The sequence below is a fragment of the uncultured Pseudosulfitobacter sp. genome (assembly GCF_963976325.1).
In the GTDB taxonomy this organism is placed as follows: domain Bacteria; phylum Pseudomonadota; class Alphaproteobacteria; order Rhodobacterales; family Rhodobacteraceae; genus Pseudosulfitobacter.
The window spans coordinates 17,080-42,504 of the sequence record NZ_CAXBJW010000016.1 but is presented as its reverse complement, the minus strand read 5'-3'; the positions used below and the strand labels follow the sequence as shown (position 1 = coordinate 42,504).

25 protein-coding genes are annotated in these 25,425 nt (G+C 63.0%); 17 read left to right on the top strand and 8 right to left on the bottom strand.

Annotation, left to right across the window (positions count from 1 at the left end):
- From AAC077_RS18910 to AAC077_RS18885, 6 genes are all read left to right on the top strand, one after another.
- Nucleotides 1–182 (top strand): hypothetical protein (locus tag AAC077_RS18910; protein ID WP_339773070.1); only part of this gene is annotated, 182 nt, incomplete at its 5' end.
- Nucleotides 183–1,054: 872 nt separating this feature from the next.
- Nucleotides 1,055–2,215, top strand: a complete 1,161-nt coding sequence (locus AAC077_RS18905; RefSeq protein WP_339773067.1) for an efflux RND transporter periplasmic adaptor subunit — start codon at nucleotides 1,055–1,057, stop codon at nucleotides 2,213–2,215.
- Between the two features lie 12 nt (nucleotides 2,216–2,227).
- The gene (locus AAC077_RS18900) at nucleotides 2,228–5,344 is read left to right on the top strand and encodes a multidrug efflux RND transporter permease subunit (protein ID WP_339773064.1); all 3,117 of its coding nucleotides are present in this window, start codon (nucleotides 2,228–2,230) and stop codon (nucleotides 5,342–5,344) included.
- On the top strand, nucleotides 5,341–6,039 hold the full coding sequence (locus AAC077_RS18895) for a response regulator (protein WP_339773061.1): 699 nt from the start codon (nucleotides 5,341–5,343) through the stop codon (nucleotides 6,037–6,039). Before AAC077_RS18900 ends, AAC077_RS18895 begins: the two co-directional genes overlap by 4 nt.
- Nucleotides 6,029–7,093, top strand: a complete 1,065-nt coding sequence (locus AAC077_RS18890) for an ATP-binding protein (RefSeq protein ID WP_339773058.1) — start codon at nucleotides 6,029–6,031, stop codon at nucleotides 7,091–7,093. The genes AAC077_RS18895 and AAC077_RS18890 overlap by 11 nt, the downstream gene beginning before the upstream one ends.
- A 10-nt stretch (nucleotides 7,094–7,103) precedes the next feature.
- Nucleotides 7,104–7,322, top strand: a complete 219-nt coding sequence (locus AAC077_RS18885; protein ID WP_339773055.1) for a hypothetical protein — start codon at nucleotides 7,104–7,106, stop codon at nucleotides 7,320–7,322.
- Nucleotides 7,323–7,428: 106 nt separating this feature from the next.
- Here AAC077_RS18885 and AAC077_RS18880 read toward each other — a convergent pair whose 3' ends face one another.
- On the bottom strand, nucleotides 7,429–8,010 hold the full coding sequence (locus AAC077_RS18880) for a recombinase family protein (RefSeq protein ID WP_339773052.1): 582 nt from the start codon (nucleotides 8,008–8,010) through the stop codon (nucleotides 7,429–7,431).
- Between the two features lie 64 nt (nucleotides 8,011–8,074).
- Here AAC077_RS18880 and AAC077_RS18875 point away from each other — a divergent pair, with 64 nt between their 5' ends.
- A complete protein-coding gene (locus AAC077_RS18875) occupies nucleotides 8,075–9,577 on the top strand; it encodes a Mu transposase C-terminal domain-containing protein (RefSeq protein ID WP_339773049.1) in 1,503 nt (500 codons plus the stop codon).
- Nucleotides 9,574–10,383, top strand: coding sequence for an AAA family ATPase (locus AAC077_RS18870; protein ID WP_339773046.1), 810 nt, complete (start codon nucleotides 9,574–9,576; stop codon nucleotides 10,381–10,383). Before AAC077_RS18875 ends, AAC077_RS18870 begins: the two co-directional genes overlap by 4 nt.
- A gap of 298 nt (nucleotides 10,384–10,681) precedes the next feature.
- On the opposite strand, the gene AAC077_RS18865 is transcribed toward AAC077_RS18870, so the two are convergent.
- Nucleotides 10,682–11,332 (bottom strand): acyl-homoserine-lactone synthase, encoded by a 651-nt coding sequence (locus tag AAC077_RS18865; protein WP_339773042.1) that lies wholly within the window; start codon nucleotides 11,330–11,332, stop codon nucleotides 10,682–10,684.
- Nucleotides 11,333–11,657: 325 nt separating this feature from the next.
- Here AAC077_RS18865 and AAC077_RS18860 point away from each other — a divergent pair, with 325 nt between their 5' ends.
- The 5 genes from AAC077_RS18860 (at nucleotide 11,658) to AAC077_RS18840 (ending at nucleotide 16,397) form a co-directional block, all read left to right on the top strand.
- Nucleotides 11,658–12,986, top strand: a complete 1,329-nt coding sequence (locus AAC077_RS18860; RefSeq protein WP_339773039.1) for a HAMP domain-containing sensor histidine kinase — start codon at nucleotides 11,658–11,660, stop codon at nucleotides 12,984–12,986.
- Nucleotides 12,987–13,117: 131 nt separating this feature from the next.
- On the top strand, nucleotides 13,118–14,260 hold the full coding sequence (locus AAC077_RS18855; RefSeq protein ID WP_339773036.1) for a patatin-like phospholipase family protein: 1,143 nt from the start codon (nucleotides 13,118–13,120) through the stop codon (nucleotides 14,258–14,260).
- The gene (locus tag AAC077_RS18850) at nucleotides 14,257–15,003 is read left to right on the top strand and encodes an acetoacetate decarboxylase (protein WP_339773033.1); all 747 of its coding nucleotides are present in this window, start codon (nucleotides 14,257–14,259) and stop codon (nucleotides 15,001–15,003) included. Before AAC077_RS18855 ends, AAC077_RS18850 begins: the two co-directional genes overlap by 4 nt.
- Nucleotides 15,004–15,040: 37 nt before the next feature.
- On the top strand, nucleotides 15,041–15,823 hold the full coding sequence (locus tag AAC077_RS18845; protein WP_339773030.1) for a 3-hydroxybutyrate dehydrogenase: 783 nt from the start codon (nucleotides 15,041–15,043) through the stop codon (nucleotides 15,821–15,823).
- A gap of 58 nt (nucleotides 15,824–15,881) precedes the next feature.
- A complete protein-coding gene (locus AAC077_RS18840; RefSeq protein ID WP_339773027.1) occupies nucleotides 15,882–16,397 on the top strand; it encodes a DUF1269 domain-containing protein in 516 nt (171 codons plus the stop codon).
- 77 nt (nucleotides 16,398–16,474) lie between these two features.
- On the opposite strand, the gene AAC077_RS18835 is transcribed toward AAC077_RS18840, so the two are convergent.
- From AAC077_RS18835 to AAC077_RS18825, 3 genes are all read right to left on the bottom strand, one after another.
- Entirely contained in the window at nucleotides 16,475–16,729 is a 255-nt protein-coding gene (locus tag AAC077_RS18835) for a GlsB/YeaQ/YmgE family stress response membrane protein (protein WP_339773024.1), read from the bottom strand.
- Nucleotides 16,730–16,804: 75 nt separating this feature from the next.
- Nucleotides 16,805–18,187, bottom strand: a complete 1,383-nt coding sequence (locus tag AAC077_RS18830; protein ID WP_339773021.1) for a HAMP domain-containing sensor histidine kinase — start codon at nucleotides 18,185–18,187, stop codon at nucleotides 16,805–16,807.
- On the bottom strand, nucleotides 18,174–18,851 hold the full coding sequence (locus AAC077_RS18825; RefSeq protein WP_339773018.1) for a response regulator transcription factor: 678 nt from the start codon (nucleotides 18,849–18,851) through the stop codon (nucleotides 18,174–18,176). Before AAC077_RS18825 ends, AAC077_RS18830 begins: the two co-directional genes overlap by 14 nt.
- A 204-nt stretch (nucleotides 18,852–19,055) precedes the next feature.
- On the opposite strand from AAC077_RS18825, the gene AAC077_RS18820 reads away from it, so the two are divergent.
- Together AAC077_RS18820 and AAC077_RS18815 are read left to right on the top strand one after the other, a co-directional pair.
- Entirely contained in the window at nucleotides 19,056–19,589 is a 534-nt protein-coding gene (locus AAC077_RS18820) for a DUF308 domain-containing protein (protein WP_339773015.1), read from the top strand.
- 199 nt (nucleotides 19,590–19,788) lie between these two features.
- A complete protein-coding gene (locus AAC077_RS18815; protein ID WP_339773014.1) occupies nucleotides 19,789–19,980 on the top strand; it encodes a hypothetical protein in 192 nt (63 codons plus the stop codon).
- Here the strand turns inward: AAC077_RS18815 and AAC077_RS18810 are convergent.
- Together AAC077_RS18810 and AAC077_RS18805 are read right to left on the bottom strand one after the other, a co-directional pair.
- Nucleotides 19,967–20,104, bottom strand: a complete 138-nt coding sequence (locus tag AAC077_RS18810; protein ID WP_339773013.1) for a hypothetical protein — start codon at nucleotides 20,102–20,104, stop codon at nucleotides 19,967–19,969. The two genes, AAC077_RS18815 and AAC077_RS18810, sit on opposite strands and share 14 nt — an antisense overlap.
- A 24-nt stretch (nucleotides 20,105–20,128) precedes the next feature.
- On the bottom strand, nucleotides 20,129–21,724 hold the full coding sequence (locus tag AAC077_RS18805; RefSeq protein ID WP_339773011.1) for a gamma-glutamyltransferase family protein: 1,596 nt from the start codon (nucleotides 21,722–21,724) through the stop codon (nucleotides 20,129–20,131).
- Nucleotides 21,725–21,855: 131 nt separating this feature from the next.
- Here AAC077_RS18805 and AAC077_RS18800 point away from each other — a divergent pair, with 131 nt between their 5' ends.
- Both AAC077_RS18800 and AAC077_RS18795 read left to right on the top strand, forming a co-directional pair.
- A complete protein-coding gene (locus AAC077_RS18800; RefSeq protein WP_339773007.1) occupies nucleotides 21,856–22,536 on the top strand; it encodes a DUF1045 domain-containing protein in 681 nt (226 codons plus the stop codon).
- A gap of 219 nt (nucleotides 22,537–22,755) precedes the next feature.
- Nucleotides 22,756–24,324 carry a matrixin family metalloprotease gene (locus AAC077_RS18795; RefSeq protein ID WP_339773004.1) on the top strand — a complete coding sequence of 523 codons (1,569 nt, stop codon included), beginning with the start codon at nucleotides 22,756–22,758 and terminating at the stop codon, nucleotides 24,322–24,324.
- Nucleotides 24,325–24,402: 78 nt separating this feature from the next.
- Here AAC077_RS18795 and AAC077_RS18790 read toward each other — a convergent pair whose 3' ends face one another.
- Nucleotides 24,403–25,410 (bottom strand): LLM class flavin-dependent oxidoreductase, encoded by a 1,008-nt coding sequence (locus AAC077_RS18790; RefSeq protein ID WP_339773001.1) that lies wholly within the window; start codon nucleotides 25,408–25,410, stop codon nucleotides 24,403–24,405.
- Nucleotides 25,411–25,425: the final 15 nt, after the last annotated feature.

Genomic DNA, 25,425 nt, shown 5'->3' with positions numbered 1-25,425 from the left:
CGGCTGACGGTGGTGGAAGTACTATTCCTAGCCTTGGCGGGTCGGGTGGGCTGACAGGGGCGGCCAAAGTGGTTCACCGCCGCATTGAAGTTCAGCCGGTCGATCCTGCTACCTACACGGTGGAAGATCACGAGGCATGGATCGCTGACCAGATTGCGCTGAACGGGCCAAGGTTCGCGTAAGTTGGAAACGGTGTCCGACGATTTCTCGATAAAACCTATGAAAGTTGAAAAACGGTCCTCCCTTTGACGGGAGGCCGCCGGGTGTATCAGCACCCAGCGACACGGGGCCAAATTTCTTACAGCCGACCCCACCGACCAGCAAGTTAGAATTCTGTCCGGAAGTCAGCGCATATCTGTCCAGAAGTCAGCGCCGCGCCACAGTTTTGGCGGTTTTCATGCACCCCCTGTGGCACGAGGCTTGGGGTGCCGACGCAGTGTGGGGGTGAAGCACGAAGTTGACCTTCGTGCTGTGTGCAGTGAAAGTCTCAAATGAGGCCTTTGTGACCTTGCCACAAAGGGCAGCGCCCGACCGCGGGTGGGCATCGGAAGGTCAGTGGATGCCACTTTATGTCTAATCTTTGGCGTGTGGGTGATGAACCGCAATACGGTGAGGAAGCGCCCGCCCGTCGCACCAAAGGTGCGCCGATACCTTCAGGCACGCCTCCGGCGTGACGGGCGGTCGGGCGCTGCCCGGCGGTGCTTTGCACCTTGATTCTGGGCTTTGGTGGTTGGCAGCTTTGTCCCCTTAGCCGCCATTCACGACGACCACGATTAATGTCCCGAAACATCCGATCTGTGCATGCTTATGTGTGCAGTGTGCAAGGTTATGCCCATGTTGAAAGACGGGTCGTCCCTAAGTCGCTGTTCGAAAATCCCTTTTTAACCTCATGAACGGGGCCGAAGCGGTCGGGTGTGCGCGCTTGTGCGAGCAAGACTTCGCCTTGCGCATCGCCCTTTGCTTTGTTGCTCTCCACGAAAGCTCCACAAAATCTCGGCGGTTCTTCCACTCGGCGATGCCATTTGGTTGCAGTGTGAAACCGTCGGGGCCTCCTATGACACGCAGCAAGATCCTTATCCTGTCCTTCCTCAGCCTGGTGGCCGTGGCGGTGGTCTCGTTTCAGTGGGGGCCGCGTTCGGACGCTGCCGCTTCGCAAGAGGCCGGCGTGGAGCCGGCGGTGCAGCTGACCGTGGCGACCATCGAGCCCGAGCGGATCGTGCTTATGTCCGAGTATTCGGGTCGCGTTGCGGCCAGCCGGCGGGTGGAGATACGTCCGCAGGTGGGCGGCCTGATCCTTGAGCGCAATGTCGAGGAAGGCGCGCGGGTCTTGGCTGGTGACGATCTCTTCCGCATTGATCCCGCGCCGCTGAAAGCGGATCTTGCTGTCGCAGAGGCGGCCCTGGCGCGCGCCGAAACCACTGTGGCGCATGCGCGGCGCGACGCCGAGCGCTCGGATTCGCTTTTGGCGAAGAACATTGTCAGCCGTCAGGCCAACGACAATGCGCACAATGCGCTTAGCCTGGCGCACGCCGGAGTTAAGGAAGCGCACGCTGCGGTGGAGCGCAAGCGCCTGGATCTCGATTTCGCGACCCTGCGCACACCGATCGGCGGCTACGTCGCGGCAGGTCTGGCCGAGATCGGCGGACTGGTCTCGGTCGGCGGGGACACGGCGCTGGCTGTGGTGCAGGACCTCGAGACCGTAAATGTCGATCTGCGCATACCCGAGGGGGATCTTGACGCGGTCCTGGGGGCGGCAGAGGACGGGCTGGGTACGGTCACGATCCACAAGAACCGCGGCGCATCAGAGCCGTTGACCGGGAAGCTGAAATCGTCGGACGTCATCGTCGACCAGGGAACGGGCTATGTCAGCGTGCGCATTGAGGCGGCGAACCCTGGCCTTGCCCTTCTGCCGGGCATGTTCGTCCGCGCGCGCCTCCCCCGCGGGGTGATCGAGGGTGCCCTTGTCGTGCCCGAGGACGCCGTGTTGCGCACGTCGGCAGGAGGGGCGCAGCTTGTCATCGTCTCTCCGGACGGCAGGGCCACGCGCCGCAACGTGGAGCTGGACGCGCGCGTTGGTAACCGCATTGTGGTCGCCGCGGGCCTCAGGTCCGGAGAGATCGTGGCGATACGCGGCCAGAACCGCGTGCCCGCAGGCGCGAGCGTCGCGGCTGAGACGCGCAGCTCTGATGCCGCCGCTCCTGATGTCCACTCTTGAGAAGCGTACGACATGGCCCAGTTTTTCATCCATCGCCCGGTCTTCGCCTGGGTCATCGCGATCTTCATCGCGCTCGCCGGGATCGTCGCGATCCCGAAACTGCCCGTCGCGCGCTTTCCCGACATTGCGCCGCCAAGCGTCAGCATCTTCACGAGCTATTCCGGGGCCGACGCCCAGACCGTCTCCAACAGCGTCATCCGGCCGATCGAGAAGGAACTCTCGGGTGTCAAGAACGTGCTTTACTACGAGTCGACCGTCGATGCGACGGGCGGCGCGAACATCATGCTGACCTTTAAGCCAGGCACCAACGCCGATCTGGCGCAGGTCGAGGTGCAGAACCGTCTGAAGAACGCCGAGGCCCTGCTGCCCGAGCCGGTGCGCCGCTCGGGCGTGAGCGTGGAGGCGGCGGACTCCAGCTTTCTCATGGTGATCACGCTGCGGTCGAAGAGCGGAGCCACGGATGAACTGCGCTTGGGCGAATACCTCAACCGCACGCTTGGCGAAGAGCTCAAGCGCGTGCCCGGTGTCGGGCGGGTGCAGTCCTTCGGGTCCGATCGCGCGCTCAGGGTCTGGGTCGATCCGGTAAAGCTTGCGGGCTACAATCTTACCATGGGCGACGTAACGGCGGCGATCGCGCGCGAGAATGCGCAGGCTGCGCCGGGCCGTGTGGGCGACGATCCGACCGTGCCGGGCACCCGCACCTCGACCCCGCTGACCATCGAAGGCAAGCTGACCTCGCCCGGGGCCTTTGCCGCGATCCCCCTGCGCGCCACCGCGGATGGCGCACGCCTTGTGCTGGGCGACGTGGCACGGGTGGAGATGGGCGCGCAGACCACTGCCTTCAGCGTCAGCAGCAACGGCAAGGCCGCCGCAGCCGCGGCGGTCCAGATGACGCCGGGTGCCAACGCTGTCCGCACCTCTGCCGCCATCGAGAAACGTCTGGACGCGTTGCGCCTTGCCATGCCGGACGACATGGAGGTGTCGATCTCGTACAACACCGCGCCCTTCGTGAAGGTGTCGATCTCGAAGGTGATCCACACGCTGATCGAGGCGATGGTGCTGGTCTTTGCGGTGATGCTGCTGTTCCTGCAAAAGCTGCGCTACACCCTGATTCCGGCTATCGTCGCGCCCATCGCGCTTCTTGGTACCTTTGCGGTGATGTGGGCGGTGGGCTTTTCGATCAATGTGCTGACGATGTTCGGCATGGTGCTGGCCATCGGCATCATCGTCGACGACGCCATCGTCGTGGTCGAGGCGGTCGAGCGGATCATGGCGCGGCAGGGGCTGTCGCCCAGGGCCGCAACGCAACAGGCGATGCGCGAGATCACCGGGGCCATCGTCGGCACGACGCTTGTCCTTGTCGCGGTATTCATCCCGATGGGCCTGGCGAGCGGATCGGTCGGGGCGATCTACAAGCAATTCACGTTGTCGATGGCCGTGTCGATCCTGCTGTCGTCGGTCCTCGCGCTGACCCTGACACCGGCGCTTTGTGCTACGCTTCTGCGCCCGGTGACGGACCATGCTGCGGCCCGCGGGTTTTTCGGGTGGTTCAACCGCAGGTTCGACGCGTTGACGCGGTCCTATACCGGTTGGGTCGGCTGGACCCTGCGTCGCGGGGGGCGGATGTGTGTGCTTTACATCGCGCTTGTCGCGGTGCTGGCCGTCGCCTACACGCGGATCCCAACCTCTTTCGTTCCCGAAGAGGACCAGGGCAGCTTCATGGCGATGTTCGAGCTTCCGGCGGGTGCAACGGCCGAGCGCACCAAAGACGTGATCGCCGCCTACGAGGCGCATACCGCCACCCGTCCCGACATCGCCGAGAACACCGTGATCCTTGGCTTTGGCTTCTCGGGCTCGGGGCCGAACGCGGCGCAGGCATTCACCAGCCTCAAGGATTGGGATAAGCGGAGGAGTAGCGTGGACGAGGAGATTGCCGCCGCGGAAGCCGCGATGGCCGACATTCCAGAGGGGATTGCCATGATCATGAAACCGCCCGCCATCGAATCGCTTGGCACGACCTCGGGCTTTTCCCTGCGTCTGGAAGACCGTGCCAACGCTGGTCCCGAAGCGCTGAAGGCGGCCGAGGACAAGCTGGTTGCCCTCGCGTCCCGGAGCCCGACGCTCTCGGGCGTGATGAGCGAGGGGCTGCCCGACGGCATGGCCATCGCGCTTAAGATCGACCGCGAAAAGGCGCAGGCGCTCGGACTGGGCTTCGATGCGATCACCGACACGATCGGCACCGCCATCGGATCGACCTACGTCAACGATTTTCCATATCAGGGCCAGATGCGGCAGGTCATCGTGCAGGCTGAGGCCCAGGCCCGGATGCATGCCGAGGATGTACTGCGGCTTGAGGTGCGCAGCGACAGCGGCGCCATGGTGCCGCTTTCCGAAGTGGTGACGCCGGTCTGGGAGCCCACACCCTCGCAGCTCGAGCGCTACAACGGCTATCCTGCCGCGCGGATCTCTGGCGAGGCGGCGGGCGGCGTGTCGAGCGGCGCCGCCATGGCCGAGATGGAACGTCTGGCCAGGGAGCTGCCGTCCGGGTTTGCCGTGGAATGGACCGGGCAGTCGTTTCAGGAGAAGCAATCCGCCAGCCAGGCACCGATGCTTTTCGCAGCCTCGATGCTGATCGTGTTCCTTGTGCTGGCGGCGCTCTACGAGAGCTGGTCGATCCCGTTCGCGGTGATGCTGGTGGTGCCGCTGGGGGTCCTGGGGGCCGTGACGGCGGTGCTGCTGCGGGGCGCGGACAACGACGTGTTCTTCAAGGTCGGGCTGATCACCATCATTGGTCTCTCGGCCAAGAACGCGATTCTCGTCGTCGAATACGCCCGCCACCTGCGCGCGGGCGGCATGGGGCTGAACCGCTCGATCTTGCAGGCCGCGCGCCTGCGTCTGAGGCCCATCGTGATGACCTCGCTTGCCTTCATCCTCGGCGTCATTCCCCTTGTGATGGCCAAGGGCGCGGCGTCCGAGATTCAGAACGCGATCGGCACCGGCGTCTTTGGCGGTATGCTCTCGGCCACGGTCCTCGCCATATTTTTCGTGCCGCTCTTCTACGTCGCGGTCAGCCGCCTCGTACCGGGTGCTTCGCAAGCCGACCCTGAAGCGCAGGAGGCCTCTGCATGACCGGCTCCCTGATCCTGATCGTCGAGGATGAACCCGAGATCGCCGAAATCCTCGAAGGCTATTTCGCGCGCGAGGGCTTTCGTGTGATTTGCGCCCGCGACGGCACCACCGGCCTTGCCCATCACCAGACCCTGCGGCCCGACCTGGTCGTGCTTGACATCAAGCTGCCGGGGAAGGACGGTTTTGAGGTTCTGGCCGCGATCCGCCGCAGCGGCGAGACGCCGGTCATCATGGTGACGGCTTTGGCCGAGGATCTTGACAAGTTGCAGGCGCTCCGGATCGGGGCCGATGATTACGTGGTCAAGCCGTTCAACCCCCGCGAGGTGGTCGCCCGCGCCCGTGCCGTGCTGCGCCGCACGATGGGCCAGACGGGGAAGAGCCTTTTGCGGGTGGGCTTGCTTACGGTCGATCCCGAGGCCCATCGCGCGACGCTGGACAGCGACGGCGCGCCGGTCTCGCTTGACCTGACGCCGACGGAGTTCCGCATCCTGTCGCACATGGCACGCGCGCCGGGGCGGGCGTTCAGCCGCGCCGACCTGGTCGATGCCTGCCTGCCCGAGGGCGCCGCGCTTGACCGCACCGTCGACAGCCATGTGAGCAACCTGCGCCGCAAGCTTGCGGCGGCGGGTGCCGGCGACATGCTGACCGGCGTGCGCGGCTTCGGTTATCGTCTGGATGTGTCCCATGGCCGCTAACCTGAACGCGCGGATCTCGCGCACCATCGTGGCGCTGACGCTGATCGCGGCGCTGATCGTCTGGCTTGGTCTGATGGCCTATTTCTTCGTGATCTATGAGTGGCTCTATCCCGTCGAGCCAGAGGGGTTCGTGGGCTGGCGGACGGCCGACACCGTCATGGTGCTGACCGTGCTTGCTTTCGGTCTGCTTACGGCATCGTGGATCGGGTGGCGCCTTGCGCGGCGGATCACCGAGCCGCTGAAGTCGGTCGGCGGCGCCGCGCGCCGGATCGCCGAGGGCGATTTCTCCGCCCGAGCGGAGGGCCCCCATGGCAGTTTCCGCGAAGCCGCGGACCTGCTGACGGACTTCAACGCCATGGCCCAGCGCCTTGAGCGCGCCGAGGCGGAGCTTGCCTATTCCAACTCGGCCATCGCGCATGAACTGCGCACGCCGCTGACCATCCTGCGCGGCCGGTTGCAGGGCCTTTCGGATGGCGTCTTTGATCCAACGCCCGAGGCCTACGGACGGCTCATCGCGCACGTCGACCATCTCGCGGCGATCGTGGAGGAGCTGCGCACGCTTGCGCTTGGCAATGCCGGTCGGCTGGAACTGACGGGGGTGCGGCTTGATCTGGCCGAGGAGGCGGGTGCGGCCCTGAGCAGCCTCGAGGCGGAACTTGACGACGCAGACATCACCGTGACCCGTGCGCTTGGCTCGGCTTGCGTCATGGCAGACCGGACGCGGCTACGTCAGGCATTTGTCGCGGTTCTGGAGAACTGCCGCTGCTACGCCCCGCAAAGCCGCGTTCACGTCGAAACCCTGGTGGAGGGCGATCACGTCGTCTTCCGCTGCGCCGACACCGGACCGGGGCTTGCCGAGGAAGATCGGTCCCGCGCCTTCGACCGGTTCTGGCGCGCGGACGCCTCGCGCGGGCGCAGCCACGGGGGCTCGGGCCTTGGCCTGTCTATCGTGCGTGCCATCGCCCGCGCCCATGGAGGCGAGGCGCGCGTCCTGCCGAACGCACCCACGGGCCTGATCGTCGAAGTCCGGCTTCCGAGCAAGGCCCACTCTTGAGGTCAGACAAATGACCGACGATCCCGAAGCCTGCGCCGCGCGGCATGTGTCGATGCGGCGTGTCCTCGCGCTCTTCGCCCCGTTCCGGGTGCGGATCGCCGGGGTGATGACGCTGATGGTGCGCGCCTTGGCCATCGGACTGGCCGGGCCGTTCGTGTTGCGCGCGATCACGCGACACAGAAGGGCCTGGGCCTTCGTCGCAAAGTCACGAATGACCGCTGTCGGGTAAAAACCTCCGGTTGGAGCAGGTGGGACAAATACGGTGGTTTTTGTCACTCTGCGAGGCTTGGCCTAAGTTGTGACTCTTCACGATAAATGGCACTGATATTTGCACGCTAATTGGCACTCTCGGTGCGTTGGAGGGTGCGGTAGATCGTAGGCCGCGAGACGGCAAATACATCTGCGAGATCGCTGACGGAGTAGTCGCCGGTGTCGTACATGCGGCGCAGCTCGCGGTGCTGTTTTTCGGAGAGCTTTGGTTTCTTGCCGCGCAGCTTGCCCTTGGCGCGGGCGATTTTCATGCCTTCGCGGGTGCGCATCCTTATGAGGTCGGACTCGAACTCGGCGAAGGTGGCGAGGATGTTGAAGAACATCTTTCCCATGGGATCGGTTGGATCATAGACCGAAGCGCCCAGGGCGAGGCGGATGCCGCGTTCCGCCAAGCCGTCTGCAATGGTGCGGGCATCGGGAGCAGACCGCGCCAGCCTATCCAGCTTGGTCACGACCAGAGTGTCGCCTTTTCGGACTGCGGCCAGGGCCTGATCGAGGCCCGGTCGGGCGCGCGTGCGGCCTGTCAGGCCGTGGTCAGTGTAGATGCGATCCGGGGCAACACCGAGGTCGATCAGGGCGTCCCGCTGTGCGGTCAGGTCCTGTTTGTCGGTGGAGCAGCGTGCATAGCCGATTTGGGTCGATGTCATTAACTGATTGTACGTAAGAGCTACCTCTATTGCAAATCAATGCGTACCATTCTTATGGTACATCATGACGTCAAAGAAACCTGATCCTGCTAATGCGCCGACAAACCGTCCGCTGATCGATCCTCTTACGGACAGCCTGGCTGCGTTTTCAGACGAGGATCGGGCCGCAGCAATGGAGCGGTTCCGGGTCCTGCAGCCGCACATTGAGACCGGCGTCCCGCTGACAGGAGTGGCGGACACATCGGGCCATCCGATCCGAACACTGCGCCGGTGGGCGGCGCGATATCATGAGGCCGGGCTTTCAGGATTGGTACGGCGTCAGCGCTCCGATGCAGGACGCCGGAAACTCCATGCCGATCTGGCGCAACAGATCGAGGCCCTTGCCTTGCAGAAGCCGCGCCTGTCGGCGGCTTTGATCCATCGGCGCATCGCGGAGGCGGCAAAGGCAGAGGGCCATCCTGCCCCATCACACGCGACAGTGCGCAGGGTGATGGGAGCGCTTGATCCAGCCATGCTGTGCCTCGTCCATGAGGGTCCAACCGCCTATCGTGACCGCTACGAGCTGATCCACCGGCACCGCGCTGAGCGCCCCAATGCGGTCTGGCAGACGGATCACACCCAGCTCGATCTCCTTATCCTCGACGCAAACAGCAAGCCCGCCCGTCCCTGGCTGACCATCGTGCAGGATGATTATTCCCGCGCGGTCGCAGGCTATTGCGTGTTCCTGGGCGCACCCTCTGCTTTGCAAACCGCTCTGGCTTTGCGTCAGGCAATTTGGCGAAAGACGGACCCGGACTGGCCGGTCTGCGGTATCCCCGAGACGCTCTATACTGACCACGGATCAGACTTCACCAGCCAGCACCTGGAGCAGGTCGCGGCAGAGCTACGGATCGAGCTGGTATTCTCGGCCGTGGCGCGCCCGCAGGGGCGGGGCAAGATCGAACGGATATTCGGCACGGTGAACACCGAACTCCTGCCGGAACTTCCGGGCTATCTTGCCGAGGGTAAAACAAGACGCCCGCCTGCGCTGTCGCTTTCAGAGCTAGATCAAGCTGTCGGGCACTTTCTGGTCGGAACACACAATGCCCGCCGCCACAGCGAGATCGGCATGGCTCCCAATGCGGCCTGGCGCGGCGACGGTTGGCTGCCAAACCTGCCTGAAAACGTTGAAGCCTTGGACCTGTTGCTGCTCACCGTTGCCAAAGCCCGGCTCGTGCGTCGGGATGGCATTCACTTCCAGGGCCTGCGCTACATGGACCCGACGCTGGCCGCATTCGTCGGCGAGCACGTCACCATCCGTTTCGACCCCCGCGACATGGCGGAAATTCGGGTGTTCCACCGAAACCTCTTCCTCTGCCGCGCGGTCAGCCCGGACCATGCCGGGCGCACGATATCCCTCAAAGACATCCAGCAGGCGCGTGTCGCACGGCGGCGCTCCTTGAGACAGGAGATCAAGGCGCACACCGGTTCCGTGACCGACCATCTGCCGGACGCCGATCAAAAGCCGAAATCAAAGCCTCCGGCACAATCCAAACTCCTGCTCTACAAAGAAGACCGGCGCACATGACAAACACCACCTTCATCGAAACAAGCGCCCATAAGCGCTTCGTGGAGTTCGCCCGCACCGTGCGCAAGGATCGCACTATCGGGCTGTGCTATGGCCCCGCCGGGGTTGGCAAAACACTGTCTGCCCGGCGCTATGCCAAGTGGGACATCGCGGAGCCACTTCTGGAAAGCTGGGGGCCTCGCGATCCATCCGATGAAAAGGTCTACGCTGCCCTGGCGCGATCTCGCACCGTCTTCTACACGCCGCCGGTCGCAAGCGCCTTCGCTGCGTTGCGCAAGGACCTGAACCAGCTCAGAAACCGTGTCGAAGCCTGCATCGACCAGGCCCTCGACCCGCGATCCGCCCAACCGACAAGGCCACGCGAGGGTCACACTGAGCTGATCATTGTCGATGAAGCCGAGCGCCTGACAAACAGCGCCTTGGAATACCTGCGCGACCAGTTCGACCGCGCCGAGATCGGGCTGATCCTGATCGGCATGCCCGGCATAGAAAAACGCATGAGCCGCTATCCGCAGCTCTACAGCCGCATCGGCTTTGCGCATCCCTATCCGCCGCTCTCGCGCGACGAGATGGACTTCATCCTCAAGAAGCAATGGCAAAAGCTGGGGAAGGAATTCGACGCCGAAGACTTCGCAGATGTTCAGGCTGCCACCACGATCTCCCGCCTCACAGGCGGCAACTTCCGGCTGCTGCAACGCCTTTTCAACCAGATCGACCGAATCCTCCACATCAACGAGCTGCGCGAAATCACCGATGACGTCATCCAGGCCGCCGCCTCAACCCTCGTCATCGGAGCGGCCAATTAACGTGCAAAAATCAGTGCCACTTACCGTGAAAAGTCACACTAAGTCGTCAAAAAACCTTGTGCCACAAACCTCTGGCAAAACTGTTCTGAGTTTTGTCACGTTTTTGGCCACCCGGTTAAAAGCTGCCGTTCGTGCCATGCGCAGTGACCTGCTCCACGCTCAATTTACATCTGCTGCGTTTACCATCTGTTAACATCTTTGCGCTTAACTGAAGCGGCACGGGCGTGTGCGCACAAATCAAAACGGGCTGCCCCGGTCAGGACAGCCCGCACGGGTCGAAACGGATTGGCAGCTTTGGTCAGGCGGTCGCCATTCCGGCCTGGTCCCACGAAACGGCGGAACTGACGTTCATGATCGCCGCCTGCGTGTTGTCGCCGCTGATGTTCAGCTTGGGGCCCATGGGCACCGCGCTGAACCCCAGTCGGGTCATCCAGCGTTGGAAAATCGCGGGGACGATGCCGATCACGAACTTCGCGCCTTGGGCGTTGGCCGAACTGGCCATCGCCTGCATCAGCTTTGTCTGCACCAGAATGCGCCGCTCGGCCGAGACATCCGGCGTGATGAACAGGCGGGTGGCCTCGATCACGTGGGGGGCTACGGGCGCTTCTTCGTACAGGACCGTTTCGGGGATGTCTTGCAGCATGCCGCGCTGGGCGTCCTTCAGCATATAGGTATAGCATCCACAATAGGCCGTGGTCGGCAACAGGCGCACGCCGCCCAGCACACGCCCGAATTCGTGAACCACAACAGCCGAACTTTGCGGCGTGTCGTACTGATCGAATTCCATGCCGTCGGTGTTGGGCAGGTCCCACTTTTTATGGTCGATAAAGACGCGCTTTCTGGCGCGCAGAAAATCAACATACAACTCGCCGAACCGGTGCTGGTTCGTCACCGAAATGGTGGTCGCCATGATCCGGTCGGTCGGCAGTTTCACAGCTTCAACGTTCACATATGCGGAACGGGGCTTGATTGAACTGTCAATTCTGGCAGTCTGTTCTGGAGCTTGCGGGCGCAGGCCGGGAAATACATCAGCGGATGTTCCGTTTCTTGCAGGGGTTTCCATCGTGTTCTTTGACCTTCTAGATTGAGCTTTCCCTGGAAATACAACTAATACGATTAGATGCCCTATTCGCCACTTTGTTGACAATATTTCCCGCTAAAGTGGTTTTGTTGACCTTTCTGCAACAATGTGGATGCGCCCAAATAGGCAAGAGACCAATATGGAGATGACAAAGATTGTTGTTCCTGACACGCCGCTCCTGCTGAGAGCACACGTGACCTGGGCCGATCGGCACCGGCTGCGCGACTACGCGCAGATCGGTCAAAAGCTGTTTATCCAGCGTTTTTTGATCTACTCGGCGGCCATTGTGCTGACCGGTTTTTACTATGATTGGGGCGTTGCCGCATTCTATTTTGGTGCCGTAGGGTTGTGCGAACTCTTTGATTTTACGGTGTTTCGTCGCATTCTGAACCGCAAGACGCTGACCCCGCGCATGTTCCACAGGGATATGGTGCGCATCTATGTCGGCACGTTTTGCAGTGCCCTGACCATTTCGATGTTCTGCGTCTCGATCGCAAGGCTTCAGGGGCTGGGCGGCGGGCACTTCTTTCCGTTGTTCATGCTGGTTTCGGCCTCGATCTTTGCGGCGATGAACAACCACCACTTCCTGCCGGTTCTTGCCTTTAGATTGATCATTTACGTGGCGGCAATCTTGTACATACCGATTCGCGACGTGGTTATCGTCAATCCGCCGCTGTCCTCGGAAATGTGGATGAGCCTGTTTACTGTGCTTTTTGTGCTGGGGTTCATCGTTGAACTGGCCCGAAATTTTCTGACCAGTTACTCAGAGCAACTTGCCAGCCGGGTCGAGCTTGAGAATGAACACAAACGTGCCCTGATGGCCGTCGACGCCAAAACCCGCTTTCTGGCGACCGTCAGCCACGAACTGCGCACGCCGCTGACCTCGATCAAGGGGGCGCTGGACATGATCAATTCGGGCGTGGTGGGCGAAGCGCCGGCCAGAATGCAGCGCCTGCTTGAGATGGCCGGGCGCAACAGTGACCGTTTGGGCGATCTGGTGGGCGATCTGTTGTTCCTGCAATCGTCGGATTCGGGGCATCTGGTGCTGAACACCGAACGGCTGGACCTGGGCCGGCTGGCGCATGAAGCGGTCGAACAGACCTTGCCTTTTGCGCAGCGTGCGGGCGTGACCATCCATGTCGATGCAACGCCCAAGGCCTATTGGATCGACGGCGACAAAAAGCGGATCGAACAGGTGCTGCTGAACCTGTTGTCCAACGCGGCCAAGTTTTCGAACGCCGGCGGCGATGTGCGCGTCAGCATCGACACGCACGAGGATCAGGTGCGCCTGCACGTCAAGGATGATGGCATCGGCATTCCCAAGGGGACCGAGGTTCAGGTGTTCGAGGAATTCTTCCAGATCGACAGTCAGGACGACCGCCGGTTCGAAGGGTCGGGCCTGGGGCTGAGCATTTCGAAACGCATCGTCGAGGCGCACGGCGGCCAGATCACCTATGAAAGCGAACTGGGTGTCGGCACCACCTTCAGCGTCACTTTCGCCGCGGCTGATCCGTTGGTGTAACGCGGTTATCGCCCGCTATGGGCTTTCATACATATTCGTAAGCTTCGGACAAACTGGGTGACCGGCCCGTCCGCCATACCAAGCTCAAGACGTATCGTTGATTCGCGCGATACCGAAAGGAGTTTGAACTGATGGCAGCTATCAAGGAACACACCGTTCTGGTCTTGCAAGGCGGCGGCGCGCTGGGCGCTTATCAGGCCGGTGCCTATCAGGCATTGGCCGCCTCCGGGCTGGAGCCCGACTGGGTTGCGGGGATTTCCATCGGGGCCATCAACGCCGCCTTGATCTGCGGCAACCGGCCCAAGGACCGGCTGGCCGCGCTTCAGGGGTTTTGGGACCGCGTCACCTCGCGCCTGTGTGTGACGCCGTGGCTTGCCGGTCCCCTTGGCCGTGCGATCTATGGCGAGGCGGCCGCCGCTACCGTCATGGCAACCGGCGTTCCGGGGTTCTTCAAGCCGCGCCTGCCCACCGCATTTCTGCCCGATGCTTTTCTTCCCATGTCCCAGCACACCGCAGTCAGCGTCTACGACACAGCCCCCCTGCGCGACACGCTGCTTGAGTTTGTTGATTTCGATTATCTGAACCTGACCGGCCCCCGGCTGAGCGTCGGGGCGGTCGATGTGGAAACGGCAAATTTCATCTACTTTGACAGCGCCAAAACACAGATCACCCCCGAGCACATCATGGCCAGCGGGGCCTTGCCGCCGGGATTTGCGCCGGTCCAGATCGACGGGCATTTCTATTGGGATGGCGGGCTGGTGTCGAACACGCCGCTGCAATTCGTCATGGACAACCTTGGCACCGAACCGACGCTGATCTTTCAGATCGACCTGTTCAGCGCCCGCGACACGATGCCCGCCGCGATGGCCGATGTGGCACAGCGTCAAAAAGACATCCAGTATTCCAGCCGCACGCGTCTGACCACCGACCGCTATCGCCAGTTGCACGACATCCGCATGGCCGCGAACCGTCTGGCTGCCGCGCTGCCGCAGGATCTGCGCGACAACCCCGACCTGCGCGCCTTGCAGGCCACCGGCCCCGATTGCCCGATCACATTGGTCGAGCTGATCCACCGCAAGCAAAGCTTCGAAGGCAGCGCCAAGGATTACGAATTCTCGCGCCTGTCCATGACCCAGCACTGGCAAGAAGGCCAGCAGGACGTGGACCGCACCCTGAACCACAAGGACTGGACCGCGCGCATCGCAGGGCAGGACGGTTTGCAACTGTTCGACCTTGGCGCGCCCGAAACCCCCACCAAAGGAAAATCGAAATGAAAGTTGCAGATGTCACCGCCCGGGCCTTTTCCATGCCGCTGACCAGCCCGTCGTACCCGCGCGGTCCCTACCGGTTTGTGAACCGTGAATTCCTGACCATCACCTATCGCACCGATATGGACGCCCTGCGCGCCGTGGTGCCCGAACCGCTTGAAGTGACGGAACCGCTGGTCAAGTTCGAGTTTATCCGAATGCCCGATTCAACCGGATTTGGCGACTACACGGAATCCGGTCAGGTGATCCCGGTCACCTACAAGGGCCAAAAGGGCGGCTATGTGCATGGCATGTACCTGAACGACGATGCCCCGATTGCCGGAGGACGCGAGATCTGGGGCTTTCCCAAGAAGCTGGCGGAACCCGCCCTGCGCGTCGAAAGCGAAACGCTGGTGGGCACGCTGGACATGGGGTCGGTGCGGGTGGCCACCGGCACCATGGGCTATAAACACCGCCCGCTGGATCATGACGCGGTCCTGCAAAGCCTGACCGCCCCCAGCTTTCTGCTGAAGATCATCCCCCATGTCGATTGCACGCCGCGCATCTGTGAGCTGGTCCGCTACTACATGACCGATCTCACGCTGAAAGGCGCGTGGGAAGGCCCCGCCGCACTGGACCTGCACGCCCATGCGCTTGCCCCCGTCGCGGATCTGCCGGTGCGCGAGGTCGTCAGCGCCGTGCATCTGGTGGCCGACCTGACGCTGGGTCTGGGCGAAGTCGTGCACGACTACCTCGGCAGCGCCCGCTGACATTTTCTTAATCTCCCAACCGAAAGGAACCCAAACCATGAACCTCAAAGACAAAGTGTGCATCATCACCGGCGCGGCCAGCGGCATCGGCCTTGGCATCGCCAAACGCTACGTGGCCGACGGCGCGCGTGTCGTCATTGCCGACCTCAAGCTGGACGTGGCCGAAAAAGTGGCCCGCGACCTGACCGCCCAAGGTCCGGGCAAGGCGATGGCCGTGGAAATGAACGTCACGGATGAAAAACAGGTGAACGACGGCGTGGCGCAGGTGGTCAAGGCCTGGGGCGGCGTCGATGTGCTGGTGTCCAACGCCGGCATCCAGATCGTGCACCCCTTGCAGGACTTTCCCTATGACGAATGGAAAAAGCTGCTGTCGATCCACCTCGACGGTGCCTTCCTGACCTCCAAGGCGTGCCTGCCGCATATGTACAAGGCGGGCAGCGGTTCGATCATCTTCATGGGCTCGGTCCACTCGAAAGAGGCATCGGCGCTGAAATCGGCCTATGTCACCGCCAAACACGGCCTGCTGGGGCTGGCCCGCGTCATCTCGAAGGAAGGCGGCGAAAAAGGCGTGCGCGCCAATGTGATCTGCCCCGGTTTCGTGAAAACCCCGCTGGTCGAGAAACAGATCCCCGAACAGGCCCGCGACCTTGGCATTTCCGAAGAGGATGTCGTGAACAAGGTCATGCTGGGCGAAACCGTCGACAAGGAATTCACCACCGTCGAAGACGTCGCAGACGTCGCCTGGGTCTTTGCTGCCTTCCCGACCAATGCGCTGACCGGGCAATCGCTGAACGTCAGCCACGGCTGGTCGATGACCTGACCGCGCCGGGCTGGTGCTGCATCTGAAACCGAAATCTGAACACGAATGGAGAGAGAAAATGAATGAACTGATCGTCATCGGGTACGACACCCCCGAAGCCGCCGAAGCGGCCCGCACCGAGCTGTTCGGCATGTCGCAGGAATATCTTGTCGATGTGGCCGACGCTGTCGTCGCCACTGCCGATGCGGATGGCAAGATCAAGCTGAACCAGATGGTCAACACCTGGACCGTCGGCGCCACCGGCGGTGCCTTCTGGGGGCTTCTGGTGGGGATGCTGTTCTTCAACCCGCTGCTGGGCGTCGCCGTTGGGGCAGGGGCCGGTGCGCTGTCGGGCGCGCTGACCGATTATGGCATCAACGACGACTTTATGAAGGACGTCTCGAAGGTGCTGCAACCGGGGCAGGCGGCGCTGTTCATGATGATGCGCACCGACGCCAGCGACCGCGTGATCAAACGGCTGGGCATCAAGGGCGGGCACATCCTGCGCACCAACCTTGACCGCAGCAAGGAAGACCACCTGCGCCGCGCCTTCAACGAAACCCACGCAGGGATCAGCGCGGACACCGCCGCCTGATCCGGTGACCCGCCAGACGTCAAAAAGGCCCGGCAAGTGTGACTTGCCGGGCCTTTTCTTTTCCAGATGAACAGGCCTTACGCCCGACGCACCAACCGGATCAACAGCAACAGGATCACCGCCCCGATGGTGGCATGGATGATCGACGCCAGAATACCGCCGCCCAGCGCCAGCCCGAACATCGGGAACAACAGCCCCGCGATAAACGCCCCAAGGATGCCGACCGCGATATTGCCGATCAGGCCAAAGCCGTAGCCATCCACCAGCAAACCGGCCAGCCAGCCTGAGACTGCGCCGATCAGGGCGACGATAAGAAGTGATTGCAGTGCCATGACGAACCCCTTTCAAGGATTGCTTCCGTGGCCGCCACCCTGCCTGCGCGCTTATGCCTGCGTCTGGCGCAAACCTTACAAATCCGACAACTTCGCCGCATCCTTCGACCCGAACACCACCCGCACCCGCAGCCCCGGCGCGTTGTCGGACAGCGTGATCGCCGCCCCGTGCCGGTCCGCCACGCTTTTGACCAGCGTCAGGCCCAGCCCATTGCCCGCAGTGCTGCGTGCCTCTTCGGCGCGGAAAAAGGCGTCGAAGACCCGCGCCTGATCGCCCGGCGCAATGCCGGGGCCGGTGTCGGCCACCTCGATCGCGGGGCCTTGCGGACTGTGGGACAGGCGCAGCGTGATGTGGGTGCCGTCGGTCCCGTGGGTCACGGCGTTTTGCAGCAGGTTCGCCAACATCTGCGTGATCATCCGCGCGTCGCCGCGTACTGTCGGCAGCGCGCCATCGGGCAGGTCCAGTGTCATGGCCTGACCGCTTTCTTCGGCCACCACCTGATATGTCTCGGCAATGTCGCGCACCACCGCGACCAGATCCACATCTTCGGGCTGCGCCATCCCCTGATCCGCATCAATCCGCGCGATCCGCAGGATGGCGTCGAAGATACCGTTCAGGTTGACCAGTTCTGCCAGACTGTCCTCAAGCGTCGCTTGCGGAACCTGGCCTTGCTCGGCCAGCACCAGCGCGTGTTCCATCCCCAGCAACGCCCGCGCCAGAGGCCGCTTCAGGTCGTGCGAAATCGCCACCGCACTGGTGCGCGTTTCCGTCATCAGCACCGACAGCCGGTCAAGCTGGCCGTTCATTGTCTGCGCGATCCGGTCCACCTGATCGTTGGTCGTGGCCACCGGCAAGCGCGCATCGGTGTCGCCACCCGCAAAGGCCCGCAAGGCCGCTCCCATCCGCTCGAGCTTGCGCTGCACGCTGTGGCTGGTCAGATAGCCCAGCGCGATAAAGGCCAGCGACAGAAACGCGCCGATGATCATCAGCGTGCGGATGAAAATGATCTCGACCCGCTCCAGCGGCGCCAGCGCCTCGCCAAAGACGAACCGCAACCCGCCGATCTGTTCAACGCGCAGGTAATACCGCTCGGGCGTGCCGTCGGCTGCTGCTGCAATGTCCTGCACCTGCCAACCGCCGGGCGGCAGCGTCAGGTCGAACCGCCCGCCAACTTGCGCGCCGCCTTCATCGCGCACGCTCAGCACCCGCTCGACCGGGCCGAGCCGCGCCGGCGTCCCGCGCAGGTGGGCCACCACCGCCGCATCGCCACCCCGCGCCTGAATATCGCGGTACATGTCGATTACCGGCGCGGTGCGGGTGCGGGCCTGTTCGTATTGCTCTTCTTGCAAATAGCGGTATCCGGCAATCGCCGTTGCCACGAACACGATGGCCAGCACCAGCGTTGCATAGACCGTGACCCGGAACGCGCCGCCGGAAAAGACGTTACCGCGGTCCATGCATCGCATACCCGGTGTTGCGGATGGTGTGGATCAACGCCACGTCAAACGGCTTGTCCACCTTGGACCGCAGGCGGCTTATGTGGGTCTCGACCACGCTGGTGTTGGGGTCAAAGTTGAAATTCCACACTTTTTCCAGCAGCATGGTGCGCGTCACGATCCGCCCTGCGTTGCGCATCAGGATCTCAAGCAGCGCGAATTCCTTGGTCTGCAATTCGATCAACTGGTGTTGCCGCTGCGCGGTGCGCGCCAGCAGGTCCAGCGTCAGGTCATGCACCACCAGTTCGGTCTGGGTGACATGATCGGTGCGCCGCCGCGTCAGCGCCAGAACCCGCGCCAGCAGTTCCGAAAAATGGAACGGCTTGGCCAGATAATCGTCGGCCCCTGCCTGCAACCCTTCCACGCGGTTGTCCACATCGTTCAGCGCGGTCAACATCAGCACGGGCATGTTCTTGCCCGCCGCGCGCATCGCCTTGAGCACGCTCAACCCGTCCATGCCGGGCATCATCCGGTCCAGCACCGCAACATCACAATCGTTGTACATCGAATAGCTTAGCGCATCGCGCCCGTCGGTGACGTGATCGACACTGTGGCCGCTTTCCTCGAACCCCGAGACGATGAATTTCGCAACCTCGGCGTCGTCTTCGGCCAGCAGGATTTTCATATGACATAGCTCCCGAACGGTCCGCACGCCGGACCGGATGTTGACTGCAATCATCCGGTGGGTGGGCGTGATAGACAACCCTGTACGGCCTTTCTGAAAAATAAGTAAGGTTCGCACAAGGCTGGGACCGGACCACGGGCCCATATGTGTGGCAACAGTCATCGCCACATGGCGCAGCCAAAGGAGACTTTCATGCCAGGTCACATGCTTTCCCCAACCGCTCTTTCGCGATCCGCGCGGTCCTTTCGCACGGTCGGCATCGTCTTTGCGGGGCTGGGCGTCCTCGCCATTCTGATCCCCGCCGCCGCGACCGTGATCGTCGAACAACTGGTCGCCTGGCTGATGCTGTTCTGGGGCGTCGCGGGGTTGTTGTTTGCGCGGTCGTTCAAGGCGTTCTCGGAATGGAAAATCGTCGCCGCAGGCTTTGCCGTGGTTGCGCTGATCGGGCTGTTCTTCGTGGTCTATCCGGGCACGGGCGCGGCGGTCATGACCGCGATCCTGATCGCTGTGTTCCTGATGGAGGGCATCCTGTCGATCCTGCTGGGTCTGCGGACAAGCGGTCAGGTCGCGCATTGGCAATGGGTCGTGGCCAGCGGCGCCTGTTCGTTCATCCTGGGCGCTGTGATCCTGTCGCAATGGCCACAAACGGCGAATTGGGTTGTGGGCTTTCTTGTCGGTCTGAACTTTCTCAGCACCGGCCTTGCAATGCTGCTGCTGTCGCGCGCCGCGCGCGGCTGATGCTGCACCGCGCCCGTAGCAAGCCATTTGCCAAACCGCTTGGCCGGGCGGCAAAACCGGTGATATTGGCCGGGCCGGGGCACACCACCGCAGGGGAACACCATGATCGAACGCTATTCGGAACACGCCGCGAACGAACGCACTTTCCTGTCATGGGTCCGCACGGCTCAGCCAGACCCGCGCCGACCTGTGGTCCGAGGTGGCGATGCTGGCGGCGGGCGCGCTGGTGATCCTGCTGGCCTTCCTGCGCATGCGCCACGTGCGCCGCAACATCGCCGCAGCCGAGCCGATCGACGACACCGCGCTGACGGCGGATGCCTTTCTGATGGTGCTGGTCGCGGCCTTGTTCGGGTTGATCGCGGCCTTTGGCTTCCACGTCACCCCGCAGTAGGGGCTGCCCCGGCCCATGCATTGCGCTGGGCTGCCGAATAGACTTCCGCCGTGCCATTGTGCACCGCGTCAAAGAAGATCGCGGCGGCGGTTTCGGCGGTGAGGGGTCGGATGTGTATCGTCATAATCTTTCCGTTCAACCTGCGCGCCTAAAACCCCACCGCAGCCCCGTCCTTGCGCGGGTCCGATCCGCCGGCATAGCCGCCTCCCGACAGCCGGTGGATCAACTGCGCCCCGCCAAAGCCGAACGCGTTGTCGGGCGCTTCCAGTGTGATCTGGTGCCCCAGATCGCGCAGCGCCTGCAAGGTCGCGGCGGGCAGGGTGGTCTCGCAGGCCACGCCCAGTCCTTCGGTCACCCGCCAGCGCGGTGCGTCGGCTGCGACCTGCGGATCATTGCCCCACACCTGCGTGCGCAGCACCATCTGCACATGCCCCTGCGCCTGCATCGGCCCGCCCATCACGCCAAAGCTCATGCGTGGCCCTTCCGGTCCCATCAGGAACGCCGGAATGATCGTGTGAAAGGGCCGCTTGCCACCGGCCACCACGTTCGGGTGACCCTGGTCCAGCACAAAGCCCCCGCCACGGTTCTGCAAGGCCACGCCGGTGCCCGGCACCACCACGCCCGAGCCGAAGCCCGCATAGTTCGACTGGATGAACGACACCATCATCCCCGACGCATCCGCCGCCGCCAGATAGACGGTGCCGCCCTGCTTGGGTGCGCCTGCGCCAAAATCCTGCGCCCGGGCGGGATCAATCAGCGCCGCACGGGCCGCAAGATAGCCGTCGTCCAGCATGTCCTGCGCCGTGACATCGACCATATGCGCAGGATCGGCCACATAGGCCTCGGCGTCGCGCAGCGCCAGTTTCATCGCCTCGATCTGCAAGTGCAGCGCCTGCGGGTCGTCGGCGGCCATCTCGCGGATCGGCGTGTGGGACAGAATGCCCAAGCCCATCAGCGCCGCGATGCCCTGACCGTTGGGCGGAATCTCGTGCAGCGTCGCGTCGTCGAATGCGGTGCTGATCGTGCCGCACCATTCGGGCCGGTGGCTGGCCATATCCGCAAGGCTCAGCGCCGCGTCGTGCTTTTTGGCAAAGGCTGCGATGGCCTCGGCAATCTCGCCTTCGTAAAAGTCGCGGCCATGCGTCTGCGCAATCGCCCGCAGGGTGCGGGCATGGCCCGGCGCGCGAAACCGCTCTCCGGCGCGCGGGGCGCGGCCATCGGGCAGGAACGTTTCGGCAAATCCGGGCTGGTCGCCCAACTGCTCGGCGGCCCGCGCCCACAGCGCCGCAATCACCGGCGACACGGCAAACCCGTCCTCGGCATAGCGGATGGCAGGCACGAAAAGATCGGCAAAGGGCAGGGCGCCGAACCGCTTGGACAGCGCCACCCAGGCCGACACCGCACCGGGCACCGTCACGCTTTCCCAGCCGCGAAACGGCATCTCGACCCGCCCGGCAAAGCGCTGGGCGTTCCACGCTGCAGGTGCCGCCCCCGAGGCGTTCAGCCCGTGCAATTCCTGCCCGTCCCACAGGATGGCAAAGGCATCCGACCCCAGCCCGTTGCCCGTGGGTTCCAGCACCGTCAGCGCAATCGCCGTGGCCAGTGCCGCATCGACCGCATTGCCGCCCTGCGCCAGCATCGCCAGCCCCGCCTGTGCGGCCAGCGGCTGCGAGGTCACCACCATATTGTCCGCCAGCACCGCCGAGCGGCGCGCGGGATAGGGGGATTGGGCGGCGATCTGCATGGGCTGTCCTTTCAGGCTGCGGTCACATTGGCGCGCCGCGCATATGACAGCGGTGTGACATAGGCCGCGCGCCCTTGGCAAACCTTCTGTCTTTTGCCATCAGTCGGGCACCGCACCCGAAAGGCCGCCCCATGTACCACCGCTATGCGATCTATGTCACCGCCGCCCCCGACACCGCCCTTGCGCAGTTCGGGGCCGAATGGCTGGGCTGGGACAGCGCCACCGGCACCACCGTGACGCAGCCGCAGGTGCCGGGGCTGGACATGCCCGCGATCACCGCAGCGCCGCATCCTTACGGCTTTCACGGCACCATCAAACCGCCTTTCCGGCTGGCCGAGGGCAGCACCCCCGACGCGCTGCTGGCCGACCTGACGGCGCTGTGCACGCGGCTGCCCGCCGTGACCTTGCAGGGGCTGGAGCTGGCACGGCTTGGCGGTTTCTTTGCGCTGGTGCCCCATGGCGACGACACGGCGCTGGCCGATATGGCGGCACAGGTGGTGCAATCGCTGGACCACCACCGCGCTGCCCCCTCTGAGGCCGAGATGGACAAACGCCGCGCCGCCCGCCTGAACCCGCAGCAAGAGACGCATTTGCAGCGGTGGGGCTATCCTTATGTGCTGGATCAGTTCCGCTATCACATGACCCTGACCGGACGGCTGGACGCGGACACCCGCCCGACCGCACAGGCCGCAATGGCCGACCGTATCGCGGGGCTGCCACTGGCGCCGTTTATCATCGACGCGCTGACCCTGCTGGGGCAGGACGACGCGGGGCGGTTTCACCAGATCGCCCGTTTGCCATTGACGGGCTGACAGCGCCGGTTTGCGCGGATTCGCGGTGAACCAGACCCAACCGTGGGTTCACAAGGTTGCGGGATCAACCACAGGCTGCACGGTCTGATAAAATGTCTTTTGCTTTCAAGCGCAGAACGGAAATATTAATTCGTTAAGCTTGCGCAACATCATCTCTGACCGTAATTTGGCCGCAACACTCCCAATCCAATTTAGCCCAAAATTGATAGGATCAATCGCATGGCACTTTATACCGGAACCCACCCCACAACCTACATCGGCTACGACACCGATTTGAACGACGACGATCAAAATACCGACGCACAGATTAGTGGAAACACGTGGGATCTGTCCAACACGCGCACTCTGGCCTTCAGCTTTCTCAAATACGAGGAAGAAAAGAACTATTACGACAGCGCTTATAACGAAACCGAGTTCACCGAGGTCTGGAAAACCCAGGCCCGCCTGGCCTTGCTGGAATTCACCAAGGTCACCGACATCACCTTCGAGGAACAGGCACAACCCACCGACGTGACCGATGCCATCAACAACGGCTCGGACGGCGTGTTGCGCTTTGCCACGGCCGACGGCATGAGCACGGCCTTTGGCTATTACCCGAACTCGGGTGAATCCGGCGGCGACATGATGTTCAACTATTCGAACTATGACGACAACGCCAACATCGGCACCTACACCTATGCCACGATGATGCACGAGATTGGCCACACGATGGGTCTCAAGCACGGTCACGAAACCAATGGCCCTGGCAGCCTGACCGCTGACAAGGACTCGATGGAATATTCCATCATGACCTACCATGCGCACATCGGCGACCCGGCCCCGTTTTACACAGTCGCCGACGGGCACTACGCCCAGACGCTGATGATGTATGACATCTCGGCCATTCAACGCATGTATGGCGCCGACTTCAGCAAGGAAGCCGGGGATACCGTCTATACTTTCGACACCACCACCGGCGAGATGTTCATCAATGGTGTCGGCCAAACTGCCGCCCGTGACGATTTCAACACCCTGTCGAATGTCACATTCCGCACCGTCTGGGACGGCAACGGAAAAGACACCTATGACCTGTCGAACTTTACCAACGACATGTTGATCGACCTGACACCGGGCGGCTATTCCGACTTTGACGTGAACGGCAACGACCTGCGGGCGATGCTGAACCAGGGCTGGGATGAAAACGGGAGCTGGGTGGGGGCTTCGGCAATCGAATATGCCCGCGGTCACCTGTTCAACGCGCTGCAATACGAAGGCGACGTGCGGTCCCTGATCGAACGCGCCATCGGTGGTACGGGCGATGACACCATGATCGGCAACGTTGCCAACAACAAACTGTACGGCGGCGAAGGCGATGACCAGTTGCTTGGCAACAACGGCCGCGACGACCTGCGCGGCGATGCAGGCACGGACATCATCTATGGCGGCAACGGTTACGACTTTATCCGGGGCGGCAAGGACCGTGACTATATCTATGGTGACAATGGCAACGACAAGATCAACGGCAACAAGGGCCGTGACATCATCACCGGCGGCAAGGGCGACGACACCCTGACCGGCGGTGCGGGGGCCGACAAGTTCAAGTTCGCCAAGAACGATGGCGACGACAATATCACCGATTTCGAGCTGGCCTTTGACACGCTGGTCATCGACATCGACAAATCCGCCAGCCCGATCACCGGCAGCACAGTGGGCGGGGATTTCGTGATTGATTACGGCTATGGCGAAACGATCACGCTGGACGGTCTGGCAGGCATCACGCTGGCCGACATCGACATCATCCTGACCTGATCCGGGCCAAAGCCAAACAAACCAAAGCCCCGCGCGTCAGGTGATGCGCGGGGCTTTTTTGTGCGGTGGAAGCGGGGCCTAAACCGTCTCCGGCACACCCTGCAAACTGCGCAACGCCTCTGCCGCAATCTCGAACGACCGCACCCGTGCGGCGTGGTCGTGGATCATGCCGGTGACCATCAATTCGTCCGGCTGGTGCGCCTCAATGATCCGCGCCAGACCGTCACGCACGTTCGCAGGCGACCCTTGGGCTGAACAGGACATCGCCTGTTGCACGCCTGCCATCACCTGCGGCGGGATCTGTTCCTCGACGTTTTTCACCGGATAGGGCAGCTTGCCCGGACGCCCGGTGCGCAGCCGCGCGAACGACAGCAACTGCGACGACCGCAGATATTCAGCCTCGGCCTCGGTTTCAGCCGCACAAACCCCCGCCGCGACGATCACATAGGGCTTGTCCAGCCACGCCGACGGCTTGAAATCGCGCCGGTAGATCGCCAGCGCCTCGTCCAGCATCGCGGGCGCGAAATGCGACGCGAACGCATAGGGCAGCCCGTAATGCGCCGCCAGTTGCGCGCCATACAGGGACGATCCCAATATCCACACCGGCACCTTGGTCCCTTCCCCGGGAAAGGCGCGCACAGCCGCCGTGCCGTCGCCGTCTTCCATGTAGTGGATCAGCTCGGCCACATCCTGCGGGAAACTGTCCTCGGGCGCCATGTACCGGCGCAGGGCGCGGGCGGTGGCCATGTCGGTGCCCGGCGCACGGCCCAGCCCCAGATCAATCCGGTCGGGATACAGCGTAGCCAGCGTGCCGAACTGTTCGGCCACCATCAACGGCGCGTGGTTGGGCAGCATGATGCCGCCCGCGCCCACACGTATACGTTTCGTGGCCCCCGCAACATGGCCGATGACCACGGCGGTGGCGGCGCTGGCGATGCCGGGCATGTTGTGATGCTCTGCCAGCCAATAGCGGTGATAACCAGCCGCCTCGGCAGACTGTGCCAGCTTGACGGTATTGGCCAACGCATCCGCAGCAGTGGACCCTTCGGGCACGGGAGACAGGTCAAGAAGCGAGAAATGTTGCATATCCGGTGATACCTT